This window comes from Microbulbifer hainanensis (assembly GCF_014904735.1).
GTDB lineage: Bacteria > Pseudomonadota > Gammaproteobacteria > Pseudomonadales > Cellvibrionaceae > Microbulbifer > Microbulbifer hainanensis.
In genome coordinates this window covers 47,369-67,320 of record NZ_JACZCR010000024.1, presented here as the reverse complement: position 1 = coordinate 67,320, position 19,952 = coordinate 47,369, and the positions used below count along the sequence as shown (strand labels likewise).

The 19,952-nt window shown below is 63.5% G+C and carries 20 protein-coding genes; 10 read left to right on the top strand and 10 right to left on the bottom strand.

All coding sequences use genetic code 11. The annotated features are described in order from the left end of the window. Nucleotides 1-95: 95 nt before the first annotated feature. From IG168_RS08455 to IG168_RS08425, 7 genes are all read right to left on the bottom strand, one after another. Nucleotides 96-548, bottom strand: a complete 453-nt coding sequence (locus tag IG168_RS08455; protein ID WP_193163866.1) for a DUF4426 domain-containing protein — start codon at nt 546-548, stop codon at nt 96-98. A 79-nt stretch (nt 549-627) separates the two neighbouring features. Next, nucleotides 628-1,218 carry a methionine biosynthesis protein MetW gene (metW, locus tag IG168_RS08450; RefSeq protein WP_193163864.1) on the bottom strand — a complete coding sequence of 197 codons (591 nt, stop codon included), beginning with the start codon at nt 1,216-1,218 and terminating at the stop codon, nt 628-630. Beyond that, on the bottom strand, nt 1,218-2,417 hold the full coding sequence (gene metX / locus IG168_RS08445) for a homoserine O-succinyltransferase MetX (RefSeq protein ID WP_193163863.1): 1,200 nt from the start codon (nt 2,415-2,417) through the stop codon (nt 1,218-1,220). The genes metW and metX overlap by 1 nt, the downstream gene beginning before the upstream one ends. Before the next feature lie 152 nt (nt 2,418-2,569). Then, nucleotides 2,570-4,537, bottom strand: a complete 1,968-nt coding sequence (locus IG168_RS08440) for a dynamin family protein (protein ID WP_193163861.1) — start codon at nt 4,535-4,537, stop codon at nt 2,570-2,572. Between the two features lie 140 nt (nt 4,538-4,677). After that, entirely contained in the window at nt 4,678-5,286 is a 609-nt protein-coding gene (locus tag IG168_RS08435; protein ID WP_193163859.1) for a YggT family protein, read from the bottom strand. Between the two features lie 51 nt (nt 5,287-5,337). After that, on the bottom strand, nt 5,338-6,171 hold the full coding sequence (gene proC, locus IG168_RS08430; protein ID WP_193163857.1) for a pyrroline-5-carboxylate reductase: 834 nt from the start codon (nt 6,169-6,171) through the stop codon (nt 5,338-5,340). Between the two features lie 34 nt (nt 6,172-6,205). Further along, entirely contained in the window at nt 6,206-6,901 is a 696-nt protein-coding gene (locus IG168_RS08425) for a YggS family pyridoxal phosphate-dependent enzyme (protein WP_193163855.1), read from the bottom strand. Nucleotides 6,902-6,967: 66 nt separating this feature from the next. Between IG168_RS08425 and IG168_RS08420 the strand changes: the two genes are divergently transcribed. The 4 genes from IG168_RS08420 to IG168_RS08405 all read left to right on the top strand — a co-directional run bounded on the left by IG168_RS08420 (nt 6,968) and on the right by IG168_RS08405 (nt 11,779). Next, entirely contained in the window at nt 6,968-8,002 is a 1,035-nt protein-coding gene (locus IG168_RS08420; RefSeq protein ID WP_193163853.1) for a type IV pilus twitching motility protein PilT, read from the top strand. 74 nt (nt 8,003-8,076) lie between these two features. Beyond that, nucleotides 8,077-9,228 (top strand): PilT/PilU family type 4a pilus ATPase, encoded by a 1,152-nt coding sequence (locus IG168_RS08415; RefSeq protein ID WP_193163851.1) that lies wholly within the window; start codon nt 8,077-8,079, stop codon nt 9,226-9,228. Between the two features lie 60 nt (nt 9,229-9,288). Next, nucleotides 9,289-10,035: an SDR family oxidoreductase gene (locus IG168_RS08410; protein ID WP_193163849.1), complete on the top strand. Its 747-nt coding sequence runs from the start codon at nt 9,289-9,291 to the stop codon at nt 10,033-10,035. Nucleotides 10,036-10,072: 37 nt separating this feature from the next. Beyond that, nucleotides 10,073-11,779, top strand: a complete 1,707-nt coding sequence (locus tag IG168_RS08405; RefSeq protein ID WP_193163847.1) for an amidohydrolase — start codon at nt 10,073-10,075, stop codon at nt 11,777-11,779. A 47-nt stretch (nt 11,780-11,826) separates the two neighbouring features. On the opposite strand, the gene IG168_RS08400 is transcribed toward IG168_RS08405, so the two are convergent. Together IG168_RS08400 and IG168_RS08395 are read right to left on the bottom strand one after the other, a co-directional pair. After that, the gene (locus IG168_RS08400; RefSeq protein WP_193163845.1) at nt 11,827-12,570 is read right to left on the bottom strand and encodes a LytR/AlgR family response regulator transcription factor; all 744 of its coding nucleotides are present in this window, start codon (nt 12,568-12,570) and stop codon (nt 11,827-11,829) included. Further along, nucleotides 12,567-13,739, bottom strand: coding sequence for a sensor histidine kinase (locus IG168_RS08395; RefSeq protein ID WP_193163843.1), 1,173 nt, complete (start codon nt 13,737-13,739; stop codon nt 12,567-12,569). Before IG168_RS08395 ends, IG168_RS08400 begins: the two co-directional genes overlap by 4 nt. A gap of 93 nt (nt 13,740-13,832) precedes the next feature. Between IG168_RS08395 and argH the strand changes: the two genes are divergently transcribed. Then, nucleotides 13,833-15,248, top strand: a complete 1,416-nt coding sequence (gene argH / locus IG168_RS08390) for an argininosuccinate lyase (RefSeq protein ID WP_193163841.1) — start codon at nt 13,833-13,835, stop codon at nt 15,246-15,248. Between the two features lie 67 nt (nt 15,249-15,315). Here argH and cyaY read toward each other — a convergent pair whose 3' ends face one another. Further along, nucleotides 15,316-15,654: an iron donor protein CyaY gene (gene cyaY, locus IG168_RS08385; protein ID WP_193163839.1), complete on the bottom strand. Its 339-nt coding sequence runs from the start codon at nt 15,652-15,654 to the stop codon at nt 15,316-15,318. Nucleotides 15,655-15,757: 103 nt separating this feature from the next. On the opposite strand from cyaY, the gene lptM reads away from it, so the two are divergent. Genes lptM through xerC form a run of 5 tightly spaced genes read left to right on the top strand, consistent with a single transcriptional unit; the run spans nt 15,758 to nt 19,825 of the window. Beyond that, nucleotides 15,758-16,012, top strand: coding sequence for an LPS translocon maturation chaperone LptM (lptM, locus tag IG168_RS08380; protein ID WP_226876710.1), 255 nt, complete (start codon nt 15,758-15,760; stop codon nt 16,010-16,012). Then, nucleotides 16,009-17,268 carry a diaminopimelate decarboxylase gene (gene lysA / locus IG168_RS08375; protein ID WP_193163836.1) on the top strand — a complete coding sequence of 420 codons (1,260 nt, stop codon included), beginning with the start codon at nt 16,009-16,011 and terminating at the stop codon, nt 17,266-17,268. The genes lptM and lysA overlap by 4 nt, the downstream gene beginning before the upstream one ends. A gap of 14 nt (nt 17,269-17,282) precedes the next feature. After that, nucleotides 17,283-18,113 carry a diaminopimelate epimerase gene (gene dapF, locus IG168_RS08370; protein ID WP_193163834.1) on the top strand — a complete coding sequence of 277 codons (831 nt, stop codon included), beginning with the start codon at nt 17,283-17,285 and terminating at the stop codon, nt 18,111-18,113. A gap of 20 nt (nt 18,114-18,133) precedes the next feature. Next, the gene (locus IG168_RS08365; protein WP_193163832.1) at nt 18,134-18,877 is read left to right on the top strand and encodes a DUF484 family protein; all 744 of its coding nucleotides are present in this window, start codon (nt 18,134-18,136) and stop codon (nt 18,875-18,877) included. A gap of 39 nt (nt 18,878-18,916) precedes the next feature. After that, nucleotides 18,917-19,825: a tyrosine recombinase XerC gene (gene xerC / locus IG168_RS08360; protein WP_193163890.1), complete on the top strand. Its 909-nt coding sequence runs from the start codon at nt 18,917-18,919 to the stop codon at nt 19,823-19,825. The last annotated feature ends 127 nt before the right edge of the window (nt 19,826-19,952 follow it).

Sequence of the window (19,952 nt, the reverse complement as noted above, 5' to 3'; positions counted from 1 at the left end):
TTTCCGGGGTTATTGGATTCAGGACGGCCGTTGCAGAAAGCAAAAAGCGAGCGCACTGCGCCCGCTTTTTAACCGCGAACAAGCCGCTCGCGGATTTATTCTTTCTCCAGCTTGCGCCGGAATGTCACCTGCTTGGCGTCGCCGTTGGGCAGCTTCAGGTCGATGGTAAACGTCAGGTTCTCCTCGTCCTCGAAGCGCAGCGGCGCCAGGTAATAGACCGCGTCGCCCTCGCGGATCTCGGTAAACTTGAGCGGACGCGACTGCTGGATCAGGTTGGTGGCGGTACCGGACATCTCGCTGCTGAGCCCATGGGTGCCGCCGTCCTTCTTCACGACGGAAACATTGACAAAAGCCCGGTCGCGCGCGCGTACCAGTTTGTAGTTCTGCGCGATTTCCGGCTTGATAAATTCACTATTGAACACCGAGTAAATAACCCGGTAATCGCCGAAGTCCTCGTGACTCTTGATCACCTTGGCTTCCTGCGCTGCGGCCGCGGCCGCCCAGAACAGCAGCGCCACCGTGGCCGCCGCAGCGTAAATGCGTTTCACTGTTCACCTCCTGTTAACTGGCAACGCAGCGGCTCAAACACTGACCGCAAGGCGCCTAATTGCTTATGCTTAGTTTAGTTTAGCGAGTCAGATGATAAATCGCCGTCTCTCCAAACAGATTGGGCACTAAATCCTTAAAAGCCGCGCCGATTCTGGTCTCGGAGACTACCTGACGATGCAGGATAGTCCAGCTGTTCTCGCGACACAGCACTTCAAAATCCTTGAAAGTACAAAAGTGAATATTAGGCGTGTCGTACCATTCAAAGGGTAATAAATCCGACACGGGCATGCGCCCGGAAAAGGCCAGGTGCCAGCGTGCCTTCCACTGACCGAAGTTCGGGAAGGTAATGATGCACTCGCGGCCCACCCGCAACATTTCCCGCACCACCAGGTGCGGCTGGCGCAGCGTCTGCAAGGCCTGGGTCATGACCACGGTATCGAAGCTGTCGTCGGCAAAATTGCCGAGGCCCTGGTCGAGGTTCTGCTCAACCACATTGACCCCTCGGGCCAAGCAGCGCTCAATCTGCTCGTGATCGATCTCCAGACCGTAACCGCTGACCTGCTTGTTTTTACCCAGCTGTTCGAGCAGGTAGCCGTCACCGCAGCCGAGGTCGAGTACGCGGGTGCGCGCCGGGATCCAATTCTGGATGATATCCAGGTCGATACGCATCAGTTCACCTCCCGCTCAACTTCCGCGGCCACACCCTGCATATAGGTGGCGAAGACCCGCTGATAGCGCTCGTTCTTTAACAGAAAGGCGTCGTGCCCCATCGGCGATTCGATCTCCGCATAGCTGACCGGCAGATTGGCGTGCATCAGCGCGTCGGCAATTTCGCGCGAGCGATCCGGCGCGAAGCGCCAGTCGGACGTGAAGGCCACCAGCAGGAACTTGCAGCGGGCATGGGAGAAAGCCGCCACCGGGTCGTGGTCGTACTCCCGCGCCAGGTCGAAGTAATCCAGCGCGCGAGTCATCAGGATGTAGGTGTTGGGGTCGAAACTGCCGGAAAAGCTATCCCCCTGATAGCGCAGGTAGCTCTGCACCTCGAACTCCACCGCTTCCTCGGCACCGAGACTGAAAGAGCCGGAGCGCAGTTCGCGGCCGAATTTCTTGCCCAATCCGTCGTCGGACAGATAGGTGATATGGCCGATCATCCGCGCCACCGCCAGGCCGCGGCGCGGCAGCTTGCCCTGCTCCAGGTAGCGGCCATCGCAGAAATCCGGGTCCGAGGTAATCGCCTGTCGCGCCGTCTCATTGAAGGCGATGTTCTGCGCCGACAACTTCATCGCCGAGGCGATCACCACGCTGTGCCGCAGGCGCTCGGGATATTCCAGTGACCAGCGCATCGCCTGCATGCCACCGAGGCTGCCGCCGACCACCGCGGCCCACTGCTGGATACCGAGTACATCGGCCAGGCGCGCCTGGCTGTGAACCCAGTCGCGTACGCGCAGCATCGGGAAATCGGGCCCCCAGGCCCGACCGGTATCCGGGTTGATCGACGCCGGGCCGGTGGAGCCGTGGCAGCCGCCGAGGTTGTTCAGTGACACCACGAAGAAGCGATCTGTGTCGATGGGTTTTCCCGGACCGATATAGTTGTCCCACCAGCCCGGTCGCTTGTCGTCGGGGCTGTGGCGCCCGGCGGCGTGGTGATGGCCGGACAGCGCGTGGCAGATCAGTACCGCATTGCTCTTGTCCGCGTTCAGTTCGCCATAGGTTTCGTAGACGAGCGTGTATTCCGGCAGGGTGCGGCCACAGGCCAGCTCCAGCGGCTCGGTGAAGGTGTGGCTCTGGGGCGCGACAATACCGACTGAGCCGGGCTCGGCAGCGCTGTCGCGCGCGGTGGCTGGCGATGAAACTTTTTCCGTGGACAAGGTAGTCAAGGCTTCCGGATCAAACGGGGATTAACGGGTGGGGTCGGGCAAGTTTACGGGACGGGGAAGGCGGAACACAAATGACGTGCGCCGCACGGCGACAAAGACTTCTCTGTCGACGCGCGGCGCGCAGTGATGGCAGTTGCGGCGGTTCAGTTGCTTGCCGGTGCCTTCAGCGGCATAACGTTGTTCGCTGTGGGTGCCGGCGCCAGTGGCTGCGGTGCCGCTGCGTTCTGGCGCAGCAACTCCTCGAGGGAGGCCAGCGCGCTGTCATTGCGCAGGATTTCCTCTTCCAGCGCCCGCAGGTCGGTACGCTTGGTCTGGGTTTTCTGCTTCAGCTCGGTGAGCTTGATCATGTGGCGGTTGAGCAGGTGCTTCTGGTACTGCACATGCTGCTTGAGCGGCTCCAGGGCCTGGTCGAGCCATCCGTCCGCAGCGGAAATCAGCTGGCTGTAGAGCCGGCCCACTTCGCTGGCCAGGGTGGCGAGGAAGCGTTCGGTCAAACGGTTGCGTCGCGCCAGCAACAGCTGCGGCGAGCGCCGCAGCTGGGCCGCCTGCCGGTGCAGGCCGCGCATCACCAGACGGAAACTCCTGATATTGAAGTGCTGCTCGGTGGAGTCGAGATTGCGCAGGCTGGAGCGCTCGAAGATGGCATCCACCAGGCGATTGGCGTGTTCCACCTCCCGTTCCAGGTTGGTCAACTGGTGGTCGACCCCCTCCATAAAACCGTCAATGGCTTTGGCCAGGCCCAGCGGCGTCCAGCGTTCGTACAGAGCGCGGCTGGTGTCGTCGATCAGCGTCTGCAGCTGCTGGCTGGAAACCGGCGCCAGTAGCGAGGAACGCTGACGCGACAGCATGCGCTGACTGGATTTCAGCGTCAGCAGCTCCTGATGACAGAGTTTGTGCTGCGCGCGCGCGGTCTGCTGCATTTGTGCCAGCTCTTCCAAGTGCTCGGAACTGGCCGTGCTGTTGCGCTGCAGGTGCGACAGAGCGGCGCGGCCACTGTTCAGGCGGCGCTTGAGCAGGTCGCGGGTATCCGCCATCAGCGTCAGTGCCTGGTGCAGCGAGCGGTGCTCGGCCACTTTGTGGCGGTGCTCCATCAGGCGCTGTACCAGCAGTTTTTCAAATTCGGCAAAGCGGCTCTGCTGCAGCAGCACCGGGTCGCGCTGCTGGCGCGCGAGCAAGGCTTTCTTGGCCGACACCCCCACGACGCTGTCCATCGGCATCTCGAGCAGCTTGGCAACCTGCGCACGCATCTGCCGCAACAGCAGTTCGGCGTCCTCGTCCGGATCGTCCCACAGGGCATCGATCTTGTTCAGTAACGCCATCACGGCGGTGCCGCGGTGATCGCGCAGCGGTACCAGGTGGGTCTCCCACATATTCAGGTCGGTGCCACTGACGCCCGCATCGGCGGACAGCAGGAAGGCTACCGCCTGGGCACTCGGCAGCGTGCTCAGGGTCAATTCCGGCTCGTTGCCCAGCGCGTTTAGCCCGGGCGTATCGATAATGCGCAGCCCCTGGGCCAGCAGCGGATGCGGCAGGCAGATCAGCGCGTAGCGCCACGCCGGTATTTCCACCAGGTTGCCCTTGCCGTCCAGGTGGCGGCGGTCGAAGCCGTAACGCGCGGCCTCTTCCGGGGTGACCGCCTTGCTCGCGGCGACTTTCAACAGCGCCTCGCGGGTGGCGTCGGCGTCGTTGGCATCGAACTCGTGGGTGACCCACTTCTGCGGAATCCGGCGGAAGCTCTCGAGGCTGGTATTGGTGGCGAGCGTCTCGATCGGCAGCAACCGCAGGCTGGCCTGCTCACCGCCGTCGCTGAAGATCTCCGTGGGACACATGGTCGTGCGCCCGGGCTTGGACGGCAGCAGGCGCTTGCCGTAGGTATGCGACAGCAGCGCATTGATCAGTTCGGTTTTGCCGCGGGAGAATTCGCCCACCAGGGCCAGGGTGAACTGGTCCTCGGCGAGCAGCGCGCGCGCCTGCTGGACAACCTGGCGGGCACCGGCGGAATTGGGGAAATGTTCCTGCAGCCACTGATTGAAGGTGGCGAACTGGAGATCCAGCGCTTTCTTCCAGCGGTCGTAGTCGGCGATATGCTGGCGCAAGATGGCGTCTTCCATGTAATTGAGTTCTTCTTATTTACTGCAACGCGAAATGGGCGCCTATTGTCAATCAACGCGCCAAATAATAGAAGGGTGCCAGGTCGCCGAGATTGCGACCTGGCACACGGAAAATGCCGGCTATGTGGAAAAAGGAGTCTCTAAAAGCCGGGAATGTGCCAGAACAGGCTGTAGACAAAGGCGGGCATGTGCGCCATCTGCGCGAACCCGGTCAGCAGCTTGTCTGCGACCGTGAGCAGGATGAACACGAAGATCGGGCTGATATCGATCATGCCCAGCGGCGGAATCAGCCGGCGTACTGGCGCGCAGAAGGGCTCCAGCAGCTGGCGCAGCAACATCAGTGCCGGGTGACCGCTGTGCGGCGCAATCCAGCTGAACACGATGGAAATCAGCATACCCACGAAGACGATGGCAATCACGGTCATGGTGCAGCCGATCAACGACCACAGCAAAGCGCTGAGCGGATTCACCAGACCGCCACCGGCCAGTATCACGCAGCCGATGATCATCACCGTGCCCACCAGTAGCGCCAGTACCAGGGACGCCATATCGACACCCAACAGTCCCGGCACCACTTTGCGCAGCGGCAGCACCAGCGGATTGGTGACCTTGACGATGCCCTGGGAGATGGGGTTGTAGAAGTCCGCCCGCGCCAGCTGTAACAGGAAGCGCATCAACACGGCAAACAAAAACAGAATGCCGATTGTGGCCAACAGGAAGACGCCGATATTGCTGAAGGTACTGACCATTCCCAATCCTTAAAAATTCCCTGTTTATTTTTTCTGCGGCACCGGCCGCACTTACTGATCGAGCTCGCGCGCCATTTCCGCGGCACGCGCGGCACAGTCGCGCATGGCCTGTTCCACCAGTTCCGGCAGGCCGCCGCTCTGGAAACGATGGATGGCCCGCTCGGTAGTGCCGTTCGGCGACATGACATTGCGCTTCAGTTGCGCCACGTCCACATCGCTGGCCACGGCCAGTTTCGCCGCCCCCAGTGCGGTTTGCAAGGTGAGCCGCTCGGCGTCGGCGCGCGGCATACCGGCCTTCTCTGCCGCATCGATCATGGATTCCATAAACTGGAAATAATAGGCCGGGCCGGAACCGGAAACGGCGATCACCTGGTCGATGCCGGATTCCCCCTCGACCCACACCGCGATGCCCACCGCCTCTGCCATCTGCTCGGCGATCTGGCGCTGCGCTTCATCGACGCCCTCCCCTGCGTACAGGCCGGTCACCCCGGTACCCACGAGTGCGGGCGTGTTCGGCATGGCGCGCACGATCGGCACGCCGGCGCCCAGCCAGCGCTGGTAGGCCGCCAGCGGAATACCCGCCGCCAGGGTGATCACCAGGAGTTTGTGATCGCTGACTTTGATGACCGGGGCAATGGATTCGCACAATTCCTTCATCATCTGCGGCTTCACCGACAGTACCAACACGTCGGCTTCGGCCACTGCCGCGGCGTTATCCGTACTCACCTGCACGCCGGTGCGATCGGCAAATTCCGCAAGCTTCTGCTCGTTGCGGCCGGTGGCGACGATCTTGTCCGCCGGGTAGCCGCTGGATACCAGTCCGCCGATCACCGCGCCGGCCATATTGCCGGCGCCGCCGATGAAGACCATTTTTGCTGCTGACATAAATACTCCTGTAATTGGACTCGGCGCCGGGAAGTCAGCCCCGCGCCCCGAAAATATCGGTGCCGATACGCACCATGGTGGCGCCGCACTCGATCGCGGCCTCCATATCACCGGACATACCCATGGACAGGGTGTCGAGGGGCTGGTCCGGCAACTGCCGCTGCAGCTGCAGCAAAAGAGACTGCATCTGCGCGAAGGGTTCGCGCTGCGCAGCGGCATTCTCGCGCGGGGCGGGAATCGCCATCAGGCCGCGCAGGCGCAGGTTCGGCAATTGCGCCACCGCCGCGGCCAGCGCGCCCACCTCAGCGGGCGCCGCGCCGGATTTACTCTCCTCACCGTCGACGTTGACCTGCAGGCAGATATTCAGCGGAGGCATTTCGGCCGGGCGCTGCGCCGACAGGCGCTGGGCAATTTTTAACCGCTCAACACTGTGTATCCAGTGAAAATGCTCCGCCACTGCGCGGGTCTTGTTCGACTGCAGCGGGCCGATGAAGTGCCACAGGATCGGCAGGTCCGCCAGGTCTGCCTGCTTGTCGAGCGCCTCCTGCAAGTAGTTCTCGCCGAAATCCCGCTGGCCCGCCTCCCAGACGGCGCGCAGGTCTTCGGCCGGGCGGGTCTTGGAGACCGCCAGCAGCGTTACTTCTTCCGGAGCGCGGCCGCAGGAGCGGCAACATGTGACAATCCGCTCACGCACGCGATTGAGGTTTTCGATGATGTCCGCTTTGCGCATATACTAGCCCGATACCAGAGAGGGGCCGATTCTACGCAATCCCCCCGAAAACAATAAGGTAGCAGTATGGACATCACAGAACTCCTCGCCTTCAGCGCCAAACAGAACGCATCCGACTTGCACCTGTCCGCCGGTCTCCCGCCGATGATCCGCGTGGACGGCGACGTGCGCCGCATCAACCTGCCGCCGATGGAGCACAAGCAGGTACACGGGCTGATCTACGAGATCATGAACGACAAGCAGCGCAAGGATTTCGAAGAGTTCCTGGAAACCGACTTCTCTTTCGAGGTACCCGGGGTGGCGCGCTTCCGAGTGAACGCGTTCAACCACAACCGCGGCGCCGGCGCCGTGTTCCGGACCATTCCCTCCAAGGTCCTGACCATGGAAGACCTGGGCATGGGCCAGGTGTTCAAACAGATCTCCGACACCCCCCGCGGCCTGGTGCTGGTGACCGGCCCCACCGGTTCCGGTAAGTCCACCAGCCTCGCGGCGATGATCGACTACATTAACGACAACAAGTATGAGCACATCCTCACCGTCGAGGATCCGATCGAATTCGTGCACGAATCCAAAAAGTGTCTGGTGAACCAGCGGGAAGTGCACCGTGACACCCACGGCTTCGCGGAAGCCCTGCGCTCCGCCCTGCGTGAAGACCCGGACATCATCCTCGTGGGTGAGATGCGGGACCTGGAGACCATCCGCCTGGCACTGACCGCAGCGGAAACCGGCCACCTGGTATTCGGCACCCTGCACACCACCTCCGCCGCCAAGACCATCGACCGGGTCGTGGACGTTTTCCCGGCGCAGGAAAAGGCCATGGTGCGTTCGATGTTGTCGGAATCCCTGCAGGCAGTGATCTCGCAGACGCTGTTGAAGAAAAATGGCGGCGGCCGGGTCGCGGCCCACGAAATCATGCGCGGTACTCCGGCCATCCGTAATCTGATCCGCGAGGACAAGATCGCGCAGATGTACTCCGCCATCCAGACCGGCGCCAGCGTCGGCATGCAGACAATGGACCAGTGCCTGCAGGAACTGGTGGATCGCCGCGTCATCAGCCGCGAAACCGCGCGCGAAAAAGCCAAAATGCCGGACAACTTTTAATAGCAACGTCGCCTGCTATAGCGGGTCGGCCCAGCGCATTCATCCATCGAGAATAAATAGCGGTACAACAGACAATGGAAATCGAAAGACTCTTACAGCTGGTCGTCGAGAAAGGCGCATCCGACCTCTTCGTCACCGCCGGTGTGCCTGCCTCGATCAAATTGCACGGCAAGGTTGTGCCGGTCAGCAGCAGCTCGCTGACGCCGGAGAAGGCGCGCGAGATGGTCGTCGGCATCATGAACGAAAAGCAGCGGCGCGAATTCGCCGAGAAGAAAGAGCTGAACTTCGCCATTGCCGTGCGCAATGTCGGCCGCTTCCGGGTTTCCGCGTTTTTCCAGCGCAACCTGGTGGGCATGGTGCTGCGTCGCATCGAGACCAAGATTCCGACCATCGATGGCCTCGGCCTGCCGGAACAGCTGAAAGAGCTGGCGATGACCAAGCGCGGCCTGATCATTTTCGTGGGCGCCACCGGTACCGGTAAATCCACGTCGCTGGCCTCGATGATCGGCCACCGCAACGAGAACTCGAAGGGCCACATCATCTCCATCGAGGACCCGATCGAATTCGTGCACCAGCACCGCGGCTGTATCGTCACCCAGCGCGAGGTAGGCCTGGATACCGAGTCTTTCGAGATAGCCCTGAAGAACACCCTGCGTCAGGCTCCCGACGTCATCCTGATCGGTGAGGTGCGTTCCCGCGAGACGATGGATCACGCCATCGCCTTCGCCGAAACCGGCCACCTGTGCCTGTGCACCCTGCACGCCAACAACGCCAACCAGGCGCTGGACCGTATCATTCACTTCTTCCCGGCAGACCGTCACGAACAGCTGTGGATGGACCTGTCCCTGAACCTGAAAGCGATGGTCGCCCAGCAGCTGGTGCCGACGCCGGATGGCGACGGCCGCCGCGCCTGTCTGGAAATCATGATCAACACCCCGCTGGCGTCCGACCTGATCCGCAAGGGTGAAGTGCACAAACTCAAGGAGCTGATGAAACGCTCCAACGAGCAGGGCATGCAGACCTTCGACCAGGCCCTGTACGAGCTGTACGACCGCGGCGAGATCACCTACGAGGACGCCCTCGCCCACGCCGACTCCGCCAACGACCTGCGCCTGATGATCAAGCTCAAGTCCGAGTCTGACGCCGAGTACCTGAACAACGCCGCCGGCGAACTGAGCCTGCAGAACGATTCCGAATACGGCGACGGCGGGCCCGAGCTGTACTGATCCATCCCCGACGGCTTGCCGCACCCCGGAGGGGCAATGCCGATTCTGCGAATTTCTCTCATGCGAAAAATTGCCCTGATCACCGGTGGCAGCCGCGGCATTGGCGCCGCCACCGCGCGACTGCTGGCCGCGCGCGGCTACGACCTCTGCATCAGTTATCGCGAACGGGAAGACACCGCGCGGGCGCTGCTGGCTGAGTTGCGCGACAGCGGAGCCGAGGCGATTGCGGTGCGCGCGGACATTTCAGTCGAGGCCAACGTGGAAGCCCTGTTTGCCGCCGCGGACCGGCAATTCGGACGGCTTGATGCCCTGGTGAACAATGCCGGTATGCTGCTGGCACAGACGCGGGCGGAACAGATGAGCGCGGCGCGTATCAACGCAATACTCCAGACCAATGTCACCGGCACCCTGCTCTGCTGCCGTGAAGCGATCAAACGCCTGTCCACCGCCCACGGTGGTAACGGCGGTGCGATCGTCAACGTGTCGTCGGGCGCGGCGCGCACTGGCTCGCCCAACGAGTACATCGATTACGCCGCCAGCAAGGGCGCGGTGGATACCATGACGGTCGGCCTCGCCAGAGAGCTTGCGGGGGAAGGCATCCGCGTAAACGGCGTGCGCCCCGGCCCCATCCATACCGACATGCACGCCGATGGCGGCGAGCCGGACCGGATCGAGCGCGTCAAAGCCCGTATTCCGCTCGGGCGCGGCGGCCAGCCGGAAGAGGTCGCCGCGGCCATCGCCTGGCTGCTGAGCAATGAGGCATCTTTCTCCACAGGGGCAATTATTGATGTCACCGGCGGCAGTTGAATCGCCGTAAATATTTTCATTGCTGCAGATTTTTTCGATGAAAAAGACAATAACAACAAAAATCAGCCCGGCCTTGCTCGCAGTCCTGTGTGCCGTTTTCGGGCTCGCGGGCTGCGGCGACCAATCCGCCGCCGACCGGATCTACCTCAACGGCGATATCCTCACGATGGATAAGCGCAACCCGACGGCCGAAGCCCTGGCCGTCAAGGGCGAAAAAATCGTCGCCGTAGGTAGTCGCGCGGAAATCGCGGCACTGGCGGGGGCGGAAACCGAGACCGTGGATCTGCAGGGCAAAGCACTGCTGCCCGGCTTTGTCGCCGCCCACGAACACCCGGCGATCAGCGCGGTGTTTTACAACTTTGTCGATATGAGCGGCTTCAGTCACGACAGCGCGGAGAGTGCCTGGGGGGCCTTGCGAAAGGCCGTCGATTCTGCGCCGGCCGGCGACTGGGTGTACGCCATGGGCCTGGACCCGGTGTTGCTGCCGGGGCTGCAGCCGCCGACGCGCGCCCAGCTCGACCGCCTGGCACCGGACAACCCCGTCTTCATTATTTCCCAGAGCCTGCACAACGCCTGGGTCAATTCCTCTGCGCTCGCTGCAATGGGTATCGACGAGCAGTCGCCGGATCCGGGCGAGGGCTCTTACTACGGCCGCGACGCCGATGGACGCCTGAACGGCGCGCTGGTCGAGAAGCCGGCGCTGGAACCCTTCCTGGAAACCCACAAGAACCCGCTGCATGTCATTCCGGCCTACAGCGCGGTGCTGTCGGACCTGCGCCGCGCCGGCTACACCAGCGTGGCCTCCCTCGGTTTCAATATGCCCGCGCTGGCGGCGCGCTGGGCCTCGCTGCAGGACCTGGAGCCGCGCATCCGCCAGTTCTTCTACTACCGCGGTGAAAATTTGCGCAAACTCGACGGTAGCCCCGAGACCGGCAGCGACTTTTTCCGCGTACAGGGCGGCAAATTCTGGTACGACGGCTCGCCCTACAGCGGCAGCATGGTGATCGAACAACCCTATCTCGACAGCGAGCTGGCGCGACAGCTGGGTATCGCCCACGGCAGCCACGGAGAGCCGGTGGTGACACAAAAAGAACTGGTGGAAGAGATAAGCGGCCTGCAACAACGCGGCTGGCAGACGGCCACTCACGTACAGGGGGATCGCGCGGCGCGCGCCTACATCGCCGCCATGCGCGAAGTGCGCGATGCCCTGCCGGCGGCGGAGCAGCAAGCCTTTGCCGCGCGGCGCCACCGGCTGGAACACGGCCTGCTGCTGGACCGGGAGCTGCTGCCGGCACTGGCCGAACTCGGCGTCACCCCCAGCTTCCATATCAACCACCTCTATTACTACGGCGAGGCCCTGCACGGCCAGCTGCTCGGCCCCGCGCGCACCGAGCGGATTCTGCCGGTGCGCAATGCGTTTGCCCTGCATATGCACCCCACCTTGCACGCCGACAGCCCGATGTTTCCGGCCGCCCCTTTCAGCCTGATGCAGACGGCGATCACCCGCCGCACCCGCGGCGGCAGTGTCATCGGCGCCGACGAGGCCATTACCCGCGAGCAGGCGCTGCGCGCAATGACCATCAACGGCGCCTGGCAACTGGGTATGGAAGATCGCATCGGCAGTCTGGCGCCGGGGAAGCTGGCCGATCTGGTGATCGTGGATCGGAACCCGCTGGACGTGCCCGCCGACCAGTGGCGCGAAATCAAAGTGGAGCGCAGCATTCTCGCTGGCCAGCCGAATTAGTGGGAATTGTGGTGGGAATTGTGGCGGGAGTGATTAGCGCGTCGGGTTCAGGCCATCTCTTCGATCAGCGACTTGATTCCGGCCAGTAGCCGCCGACTAACCTGGGGTCTTTCCGCCACGCCGTCGAGCAGTACGCAGTAGTTGCTCCCCTGCTTCTGCAGTCCGGCGATATGCTGCACTGCGACCAGGGCGTTGCGGTGCACCCGCACAAAGCGCTCGCCGAATTCACTTTCCAGCTCTTTCAGCGACTCGTCCAGGATGGTTTCGCCGCCGTCGTGGTGGGCAACCACGTACTTGCTGTCGGCGACAAAACAGCGCACAGCGCTCACCGGGATCAGCTGCACACCGCGGCGGCTCACCGCCTTGATCTGGCTGCGCCCGGCCGGTTTTTCCTGCCCGCCGGCCACGGCCTTCAGCTGCGGCTTGCTCAGGTTGCGGGCGCGGGCGATGGCCTCGCCCAGCTGTGCCGCGCTGACCGGCTTGAGCAGGTAACCGACAGCGGAGGTGGCAAACGCCGGCAGGGCGAACTCATCGTGGGCAGTGCAGAAGATCAGTGCCGGCGGGTTCGGTCGCGCGGACAGCTCCCGCGCCAGTTCCAGGCCGCTGCGGCCGGGCATTTCGATGTCCAGTAGGACCAGGTCCGGGTCCAGCTCGTCCACCTGCGCCAGTGCCGCCTCGGCATCGCCGGCCTCCCCCAGCAATTCGCAGTCACCCAGCGCCTGCAGCTGTCGCGTCAGGCGCGCGCGGGCCAGCGGTTCATCGTCGACGATCAGGACGGAAAGCGTGCTCACAGTGCCGGTTCTCCCTCTGTTTCTGTCGATTTGCCACTGGCGGCGGGCGCGGACATCGGCACCAGCGGCAGGCCCAGCTGCACGCGGAAGTGATTCCCCTCGCGGCCGACGACAAAATGGTGGCGCGGGCCGTAATGGGCGGCCAGGCGCTGGCGGATATTGTCGATTGCGATCCCGTTGTGGCCGCCGGTCGCCGGATTCGGTTCCTCCGGCAGCGGATTGTCGATGGTCAATTGCAGGGTGTCGTCGTCCGCGTCGATGCGCACATGAATCTCGCCCCCTTCGCGCAGCCGCGCCACACCGTGCAGCACCGCATTTTCCAGCAGTGGCTGCAGCAGCATGGTGGGTATCGCCACCTGCTGCAGGCCCTCGGCAATGTCCCAGCGCTGACGCAAACGCTCACCGAGGCGCAGGCTCTCGATTTGCAGGTAGCGGCGGGCGAGCGCGACCTCCTGCTCCAGCGGCGCCAGCTTGGGTTCGGCAAGGCTGGCGCGGAACAGCGACGACAGGTCCTCCACCAGCCGCTCCGCCCGCTCCGGATCGATGGCAATGAGGCTGGCCAGACTATTCATGCTGTTGAACAGGAAGTGCGGGCGGATACGGGATTGCAGCGCCTCGATACGCGCGCCCAGCTCCGCCTGCTGTTGATTGTGCAATTGCTGCTGCACATAGGCGTAGCGCAGCACCACCCCCGCGCAAATAGCGCCGAGCAGGCCGTTGCCGAGCAGTGTCCAGTGCGCGAAAGGCGCGCCGGTGATGCGCGCGCGCCACCACTCGAGGGCGACGAGCACCACCAGCAGGACCGCCATGACGACGATAAAGCTGATGGCGCCGGCGAGGCGGTGCGACAGCCGCGTCAGGCGCCAGCGCAGGCGGCACAGCAGCGCCGCCGACGGCAGTATCACCCACTGTACCGTCATCGATACCAGCCCCAGGCGCTGCCAGTTGAATTCGCGCAGGCCGTCTACGGCCAGGACCAGCACCAGGGCCAGCAATTCCCCCATCAGGATCAGCGCCGCCAGTGCGGAGACGCCGCACAGATCGGGCAGGAAGGGCGCGCGCAATTCGGAATTATCGGTCGCGCACGCAGAATCTTTGCCATCAGGGGCAGTTTCGCGAATTTGCTGCGCTATAATGCCCGCCGGCCGCGCGGACTGTGGGGAAGTCATACCACTTGTTATTCTTGATTTTCCCGAAAGTTGAACCGGGAAGATACCATCAACTGCCTCGGCCTTTCACCCATTCAGCCGTCTAGGGACCACATGAGCAACGATACCCCCTCCTCCCAAGCCAATCCCGCCGCAAAACTCTGGGGCGGCCGCTTTTCCGAAGCCACCGACGCCTTTGTCGAGCGCTTTACCGCATCCGTGACCTTTGACCAGCGTATGGCGCTGGAGGACATCCAGGGCTCCCTGGCCCACGCGCAGATGCTGTCGGAGGTAGGCGTACTGACCAAGGACGAGTTCGTGCAGATCGCCGGCGGCCTGCGCGAGATCGGCGAGGAGATCCAGGCGGGCAAATTCCCCTGGGAAGTGGCGCTCGAAGACGTGCACATGAACATCGAGGCGCGCCTGACCGACCGCATCGGCGCCACCGGCAAGAAGCTGCACACCGGCCGCTCGCGCAACGACCAGGTGGCCACCGACATCCGCCTGTGGCTGCGCAACCGCATCGACCTGATCGGCGCGGAACTGACCCGCCTGCAGACCGGCCTGGTGGACCTGGCCGAGCGCGAGGCCGACACCATCATGCCCGGGTTCACCCACCTGCAGAGTGCGCAGCCGGTGACTTTCGGCCACCACCTGCTGGCCTGGAACGAGATGCTGACCCGCGACTACGAGCGCCTGATGGACTGCCGCAAGCGCGTCAATCGCTCACCGCTGGGCGCCGCCGCGCTGGCCGGCACCAGTTACCCGATCGACCGCGCGCGCACTGCCGAGCTGCTTGGCTTCGACGCGCCCACCGAGAACTCGCTGGACTCTGTCAGCGACCGGGACTTCGCCATCGAATTCTGCGCCTTCGCTGCTCTTTTACTGACCCACCTTTCGCGTGCAAGCGAAGAACTGGTGCTTTGGACCTCGAGTCAGTTCGACTTTATCGATCTGCCGGACCGCTTCTGCACCGGCTCCTCGATCATGCCGCAGAAGAAAAACCCCGACGTACCCGAGCTGGTACGCGGCAAAACCGGTCGCGTCAACGGCCACCTGGTCGCGCTGCTGACCCTGATGAAGAGCCAGCCGCTGGCCTACAACAAGGACAACCAGGAAGACAAAGAGCCGCTGTACGACGCCGCCGACACCGCGCTCGACTGCCTGCGCGCCTTCGCCGACATGGTACCGGCGCTGAAACCGAAGAAGGAAAATATGCTGGCGGCGGCGGGCAAGGGCTTCTCCACCGCCACCGATCTGGCGGATTACCTGGTGCGCAAGGGCGTGGCTTTCCGCGACGCCCACGAGATCGTCGGCCAGTCGGTTTCTTTCGCTATCGAGCAGCAGAAGGATCTGGCGGAACTCAGCCTGGCACAGCTGCAGCAGTTCTCCGGCCAGATTGGTGAGGACGTGTTCGATGTGCTGACGCTGGAGGGATCGGTCGCGGCGCGCAACCATATCGGTGGGACCGCACCGGATCAGGTTCGCGCGGCCTGCGGGCGGGCGAGGAAACTGATCGCCGCGCGCTGAGCGCAACCCTTAACGCGTAACGCGCGAGTGGCCGGCGGCTACTCGCGTTAGGGGATTAGATTGCGGGTTAGAGGCCGAGCTCGAGAGCAACCGCTGCGCCCTGCTGTTCGGTCAGTACGCGGTCGAGCAGGGTCGGCAGGTCTTCCCCGGTGGTGGTGCATTTCCAACCTGGCTTGGTACCGGAGTTGTCGAAGGCCAGGTGATAGCCACCGGAGCGGGCCGCCACCCACAGTTCGCGATTGGCGGTCTGGCGCGACAGGATGACCTGGCTGCCGTTGTCTTCCAGCGTCAGCGTGAGCACCGCATCCGCGCGCTCGTAATCGATATCCCATTCGCAGTCGTCGAGGGCGTCCTCGATCGCGATCAGGCTACGTTCGATGGCTGCTTCGAATTCCGCTTGGCTCATAAATTGTTACTTCTGTTACCGTGTACTGGATGGAAACTTGGCCGGTATACTAACAGGCTTTCTCCGAAATCATGCTTAAAGCGCACGCCGCAGGATGCTGTCGATGTCGAAAAAACTCTTTCTCTCCCTCACGGTAATTCTGAGCGCGTGCGGCCAGAAAGGCCCCCTCTATCTGCCTCAGGAACCCGCTGCGCCGGCACCGGTGCAATCCCCGGTCACCGCCGCTCCTGTCGCCACTACACCCGTTGCCGCGGGCAGCACAGCGACAGAGAAGTCCGAGTCGGAACGCAAGGCGGCCGGTGAAGATGCGGCCACGGCACCGGAAGACAACAGCGCGGAGCCGGAATTCGAAAAATGAGTGATTTCAATTATCGCGACGGCAGTCTCTGGGCCGAAGAAGTGCCCCTCGAGCAGATCGCAGAACGGTTCGGCACCCCCACCTATGTCTACAGCCGCGCCCATTTCGAAGCCCAGTACCGCGCCTACGCGGACGCCCTCGGCGATCACCCGGGGCTGATCTGCTACGCGGTCAAGGCCAACAGCAATCTCGGCATTCTGTCCCTGCTGGCACAACAGGGCGCAGGTTTCGATATCGTGTCCGGCGGCGAGCTGGAACGCGTGCTGCTGGCCGGTGGCGACCCGGCGCGCGTGGTCTTCTCCGGTGTCGGCAAAACTGCGCAGGAAATGCGTCGCGCACTGGAAGTCGGCGTGCACTGTTTCAATGCGGAATCACCAGCCGAGTTGCAGCGCCTCGAGGCGGTCGCCGCCGACATGGGCGTGCGCGCACCGGTGTCGCTGCGCGTCAATCCCGACGTGGATGCCAAGACCCACCCGTACATTTCTACCGGGCTGAAAGAAAACAAATTCGGTATCGCCATCGACAGCGCCATCGATATCTACCGCGAAGCGGCACTGTCGAACCATCTGGAAGTGGTCGGCGTAGACTGCCATATCGGCTCCCAGCTCACCGAACTGGCACCGTTTCTCGACGCGCTCGATCGGCTGCTGATTCTGATCGACCAGCTCAGTGAAGAAGGTATCCAGCTGAAGCACATGGACCTGGGCGGAGGCCTCGGCGTGCGCTACCGGGGCGAAGAGCCACCGCCGGTGAGCGACTACCTGGGCGCAGTGAAAGAACGCCTCGGCGACCGGCAGCTGGCACTGGTGCTGGAACCCGGCCGCTCCATCGCCGCCAACGGCGGCCTGCTGCTGACGCAGGTGGAATTCCTCAAGCGCACCGAAGACCACAACTTCGCCATCGTCGACGCGGCCATGAACGACAACCTGCGCCCCGCCCTGTACCAGGCCTGGCAGGACATAGTCCCAGTCACCCCGAACAACGGCGAGGTGGAGAGCTGGGATATCGTCGGGCCGGTGTGTGAAACCGGCGATTTTCTCGGCAAGCGCCGCGAGCTGGCCTTGCAGCCGGAACAGCTGCTCGCGATGCTGTCCGCCGGAGCCTACGGTTTTACCATGAGCTCGAATTACAATTCCCGTGCGCGCGCCGCCGAAGTGCTGGTCGACGGAAACAGGACCTACCTGGTGCGCGCGCGCGAGAACTTCGCCGACCTGGTGCGCGGCGAAAGCACGGTACCGGAACCCGCAACGGACTAATACTGAGAAACGGAATGCGCCTCAAATTCACCAAAATGCACGGCCTCGGCAACGACTTCGTGATGCTCGATGGCATCAGCCAGCGCATCAAGTTGTCGCCGGAAAAAATTCGCGCCCTGGCCGACCGCCACCTGGGCGTCGGCTGTGACCAGGTGCTGCTGGTGGAATCCCCGCGCACGCCGGAAGCCGACTTCCGCTACCGCATCTTCAATGCCGATGGCGGCGAGGTAGAAAACTGCGGTAACGGCGCCCGCTGTTTCGCCCGCTTCGTGCGCGAAAGACGCCTGACCGCGAAACCGCAATTGCTGGTGGAAACCAGCGGCGGCCTGCTGCAGCTGAACCTGCTCGAGAACGACGAGGTCGGCGTCGACATGGGCGCACCGATTCTGGAGCCGGAGCGGATTCCGTTTACTGCCGACCGCCACGCGGAAACTTATCCGCTCGACGTGGACGGCGAGGTGTTCACCATCGGCGCCGTGTCCATGGGCAATCCGCATGCGGTGCTGCTGGTGGAGGATGTCGACAGCGCGCCGGTCGCAACCCTGGGACCGCGCATCGAGCAGCACGAGCGCTTTCCACAGCGAGTCAACGTCGGCTTTCTGCAAGTCCAGTCGCGCAGCGAGGCGCGACTGCGGGTATTCGAGCGCGGTGTCGGCGAGACCCGCGCCTGCGGCACTGGCGCCTGTGCGGCGATGGTCGCCGCGCGCCTGCGCGACCTGCTGGATGAAGAGGTGCAGTTACACCTGCCCGGCGGAACCCTGACAATCCACTGGAGCGGACCGGGGCAGCCGGTTACCATGACCGGGCCCGCCACCATCGTGTACCAAGGGCAGATTGTCCTCTAATCATCAAACCGAACCAGATCATGACGGAATACAGCGACGCTCCCCAGGCCTCAGAACGCAACCTCGCCACTGAAGGCCAGCAATCGCAGCGCAACAGGAAACTGCTCGCGCGGCAGGTGGCGCGCTACCTGATCCAGAATCCGGATTTCTTCGCCGACCACCTGGAGCTGCTGGAAACCATCAAGCTGCCGCGGGAAAACGGCAAAACCGTGTCGCTGATGACACACCAGACCAATCTGCTACGCGAGCGCAATATCGAGATGCGCCAGCGTCTCGACCAGCTGCTGCACAATGCGCGTGAAAACGACCAGCTGTTCCTGCACAGCCGCCAGCTGATCCTGGCGCTGCTGGAAGCGGACTCTGTCGCCGAGGCCAGCGCGGCCCTGTACCAGAGCTTTCGCGAGGCCTTCGGTGTAGAGGTCACATCGCTGACGCTGTTCGGCCCGCTGCCTAGCGGACACCGTGCGCTCGGCGACGTGCGCACCAGTTCCCGCGCCAGTGCCGAGTCCGCCATCGGCGCCATCCTGCGCAACGGCCGCACCGTCTGCGGCGTGCTGCGCCCGGCGGAAAAGGAATACCTGTTCGGCAAGGAAGCGGAAAAGGTCGGTTCTGCCGCCGTGGTTCCTCTCGCAAACCAGCTCGGCATTCTCGCTGTCGGCGCCGCCGATCCACAGCACTACCGCTCCAGTCTCGGCACCCTGTTCTTGTCCTATATCGGCGAGGTGCTCGAGCGCCTGCTGCCGCGCCTGCTGGAACGCGCGTGAGCGCGGCGGTGAAGGCCGTCTAGGGCGCACACAGTGAAGATGGAGCTCGACGCCGCCATCGACCAGTTCCTGCAGCACCTGCGGGCGGTCAAACAACTCTCCCCCCATACCCTCGATGCCTACCGGCGCGACCTGACCAAGCTGCAGCAACTGGCTGCGGCCGAAGGCGTTGTCGTTATCGACGAATTGCGGGAAATGCCCTTGCGCGGCTGGCTGGCGCAACTGCATCGCGGCGGCCTCGGCGCAAAGAGCCTGCAGCGCTGGTTGTCGGCCGTACGCAGCCTGGGCGCCTTTGCCCTGCGCGAGGGCTGGCTGAAAGCGAATCCCGCCGCGGGCATTCGCGCCCCCAAGGCCGAGAAGAAACTGCCCAAGCTGCTCGACGCCGACGCCGCGGGCGAATTCGTGGAGAGCCCCGGTACTACTGCGAGTTCTGGCGATGAGCGCCTCGCCGTGCGCGACCGCGCCATACTCGAACTCTTTTACAGCAGCGGCCTGCGCCTGTCCGAACTGAGCGCCCTGAACTGGGCGGATCTGGATCTGCGCGCGGCGGAAGTGCGCGTAACCGGTAAGGGCAACAAGAGCCGCCAGCTGCCTGTAGGCAGCCAGGCACTGCAGGCCCTGCAGGACTGGCGCCGGCAGGCACCGGCCGCGGAGGCCGACGCAGTGTTCACCACTATGAAGGGCAAGCGCCTGAGCAATCGCGCCATCCAGGCGCGCGTGGCACACTGGGCCCGCGCCGGCAACGCCGAACAGCGGGTGCACCCGCATATGCTGCGCCACTCCTTCGCCAGCCACTTACTGGAATCCAGCGGCGACCTGCGCGCAGTGCAGGAGCTACTCGGCCACGCCGACATCAGCACCACGCAGATATACACTCACCTGGATTTCCAGCACCTAGCCAAGGTCTACGACAGTGCCCACCCCCGGGCCAAGGGCGACAAATCCTGATGGCCGAGTACTGATGGCCAAGTGCTGACAAATGTCACTGCCAACTCCTGACAGTTGGGCATAGGCTCTGACCCCGGAACGCCGAATACTGCACAGGCATCCCGGGCCCCTGAACAGAGCCCATACC

Bases quoted from the DNA above. Each gene is read 5' to 3' on its own strand.
- metW (WP_193163864.1), bottom strand. From the start codon at position 1,218: ATGCGTATCGACCTGGATATCATCCAGAATTGGATCCCGGCGCGCACC.
- IG168_RS08440 (WP_193163861.1), bottom strand. From the start codon at position 4,537: ATGGAAGACGCCATCTTGCGCCAGCATATCGCCGACTACGACCGCTGG.
- IG168_RS08435 (WP_193163859.1), bottom strand. From the start codon at position 5,286: ATGGTCAGTACCTTCAGCAATATCGGCGTCTTCCTGTTGGCCACAATC.
- proC (WP_193163857.1), bottom strand. From the start codon at position 6,171: ATGTCAGCAGCAAAAATGGTCTTCATCGGCGGCGCCGGCAATATGGCC.
- IG168_RS08425 (WP_193163855.1), bottom strand. From the start codon at position 6,901: ATGCGCAAAGCGGACATCATCGAAAACCTCAATCGCGTGCGTGAGCGG.
- IG168_RS08420 (WP_193163853.1), top strand. From the start codon at position 6,968: ATGGACATCACAGAACTCCTCGCCTTCAGCGCCAAACAGAACGCATCC.
- IG168_RS08415 (WP_193163851.1), top strand. From the start codon at position 8,077: ATGGAAATCGAAAGACTCTTACAGCTGGTCGTCGAGAAAGGCGCATCC.
- IG168_RS08410 (WP_193163849.1), top strand. From the start codon at position 9,289: ATGCGAAAAATTGCCCTGATCACCGGTGGCAGCCGCGGCATTGGCGCC.
- IG168_RS08405 (WP_193163847.1), top strand. From the start codon at position 10,073: ATGAAAAAGACAATAACAACAAAAATCAGCCCGGCCTTGCTCGCAGTC.
- IG168_RS08395 (WP_193163843.1), bottom strand. From the start codon at position 13,739: ATGACTTCCCCACAGTCCGCGCGGCCGGCGGGCATTATAGCGCAGCAA.
- argH (WP_193163841.1), top strand. From the start codon at position 13,833: ATGAGCAACGATACCCCCTCCTCCCAAGCCAATCCCGCCGCAAAACTC.
- cyaY (WP_193163839.1), bottom strand. From the start codon at position 15,654: ATGAGCCAAGCGGAATTCGAAGCAGCCATCGAACGTAGCCTGATCGCG.
- lptM (WP_226876710.1), top strand. From the start codon at position 15,758: ATGTCGAAAAAACTCTTTCTCTCCCTCACGGTAATTCTGAGCGCGTGC.
- lysA (WP_193163836.1), top strand. From the start codon at position 16,009: ATGAGTGATTTCAATTATCGCGACGGCAGTCTCTGGGCCGAAGAAGTG.
- dapF (WP_193163834.1), top strand. From the start codon at position 17,283: ATGCGCCTCAAATTCACCAAAATGCACGGCCTCGGCAACGACTTCGTG.
- IG168_RS08365 (WP_193163832.1), top strand. From the start codon at position 18,134: ATGACGGAATACAGCGACGCTCCCCAGGCCTCAGAACGCAACCTCGCC.
- xerC (WP_193163890.1), top strand. From the start codon at position 18,917: ATGGAGCTCGACGCCGCCATCGACCAGTTCCTGCAGCACCTGCGGGCG.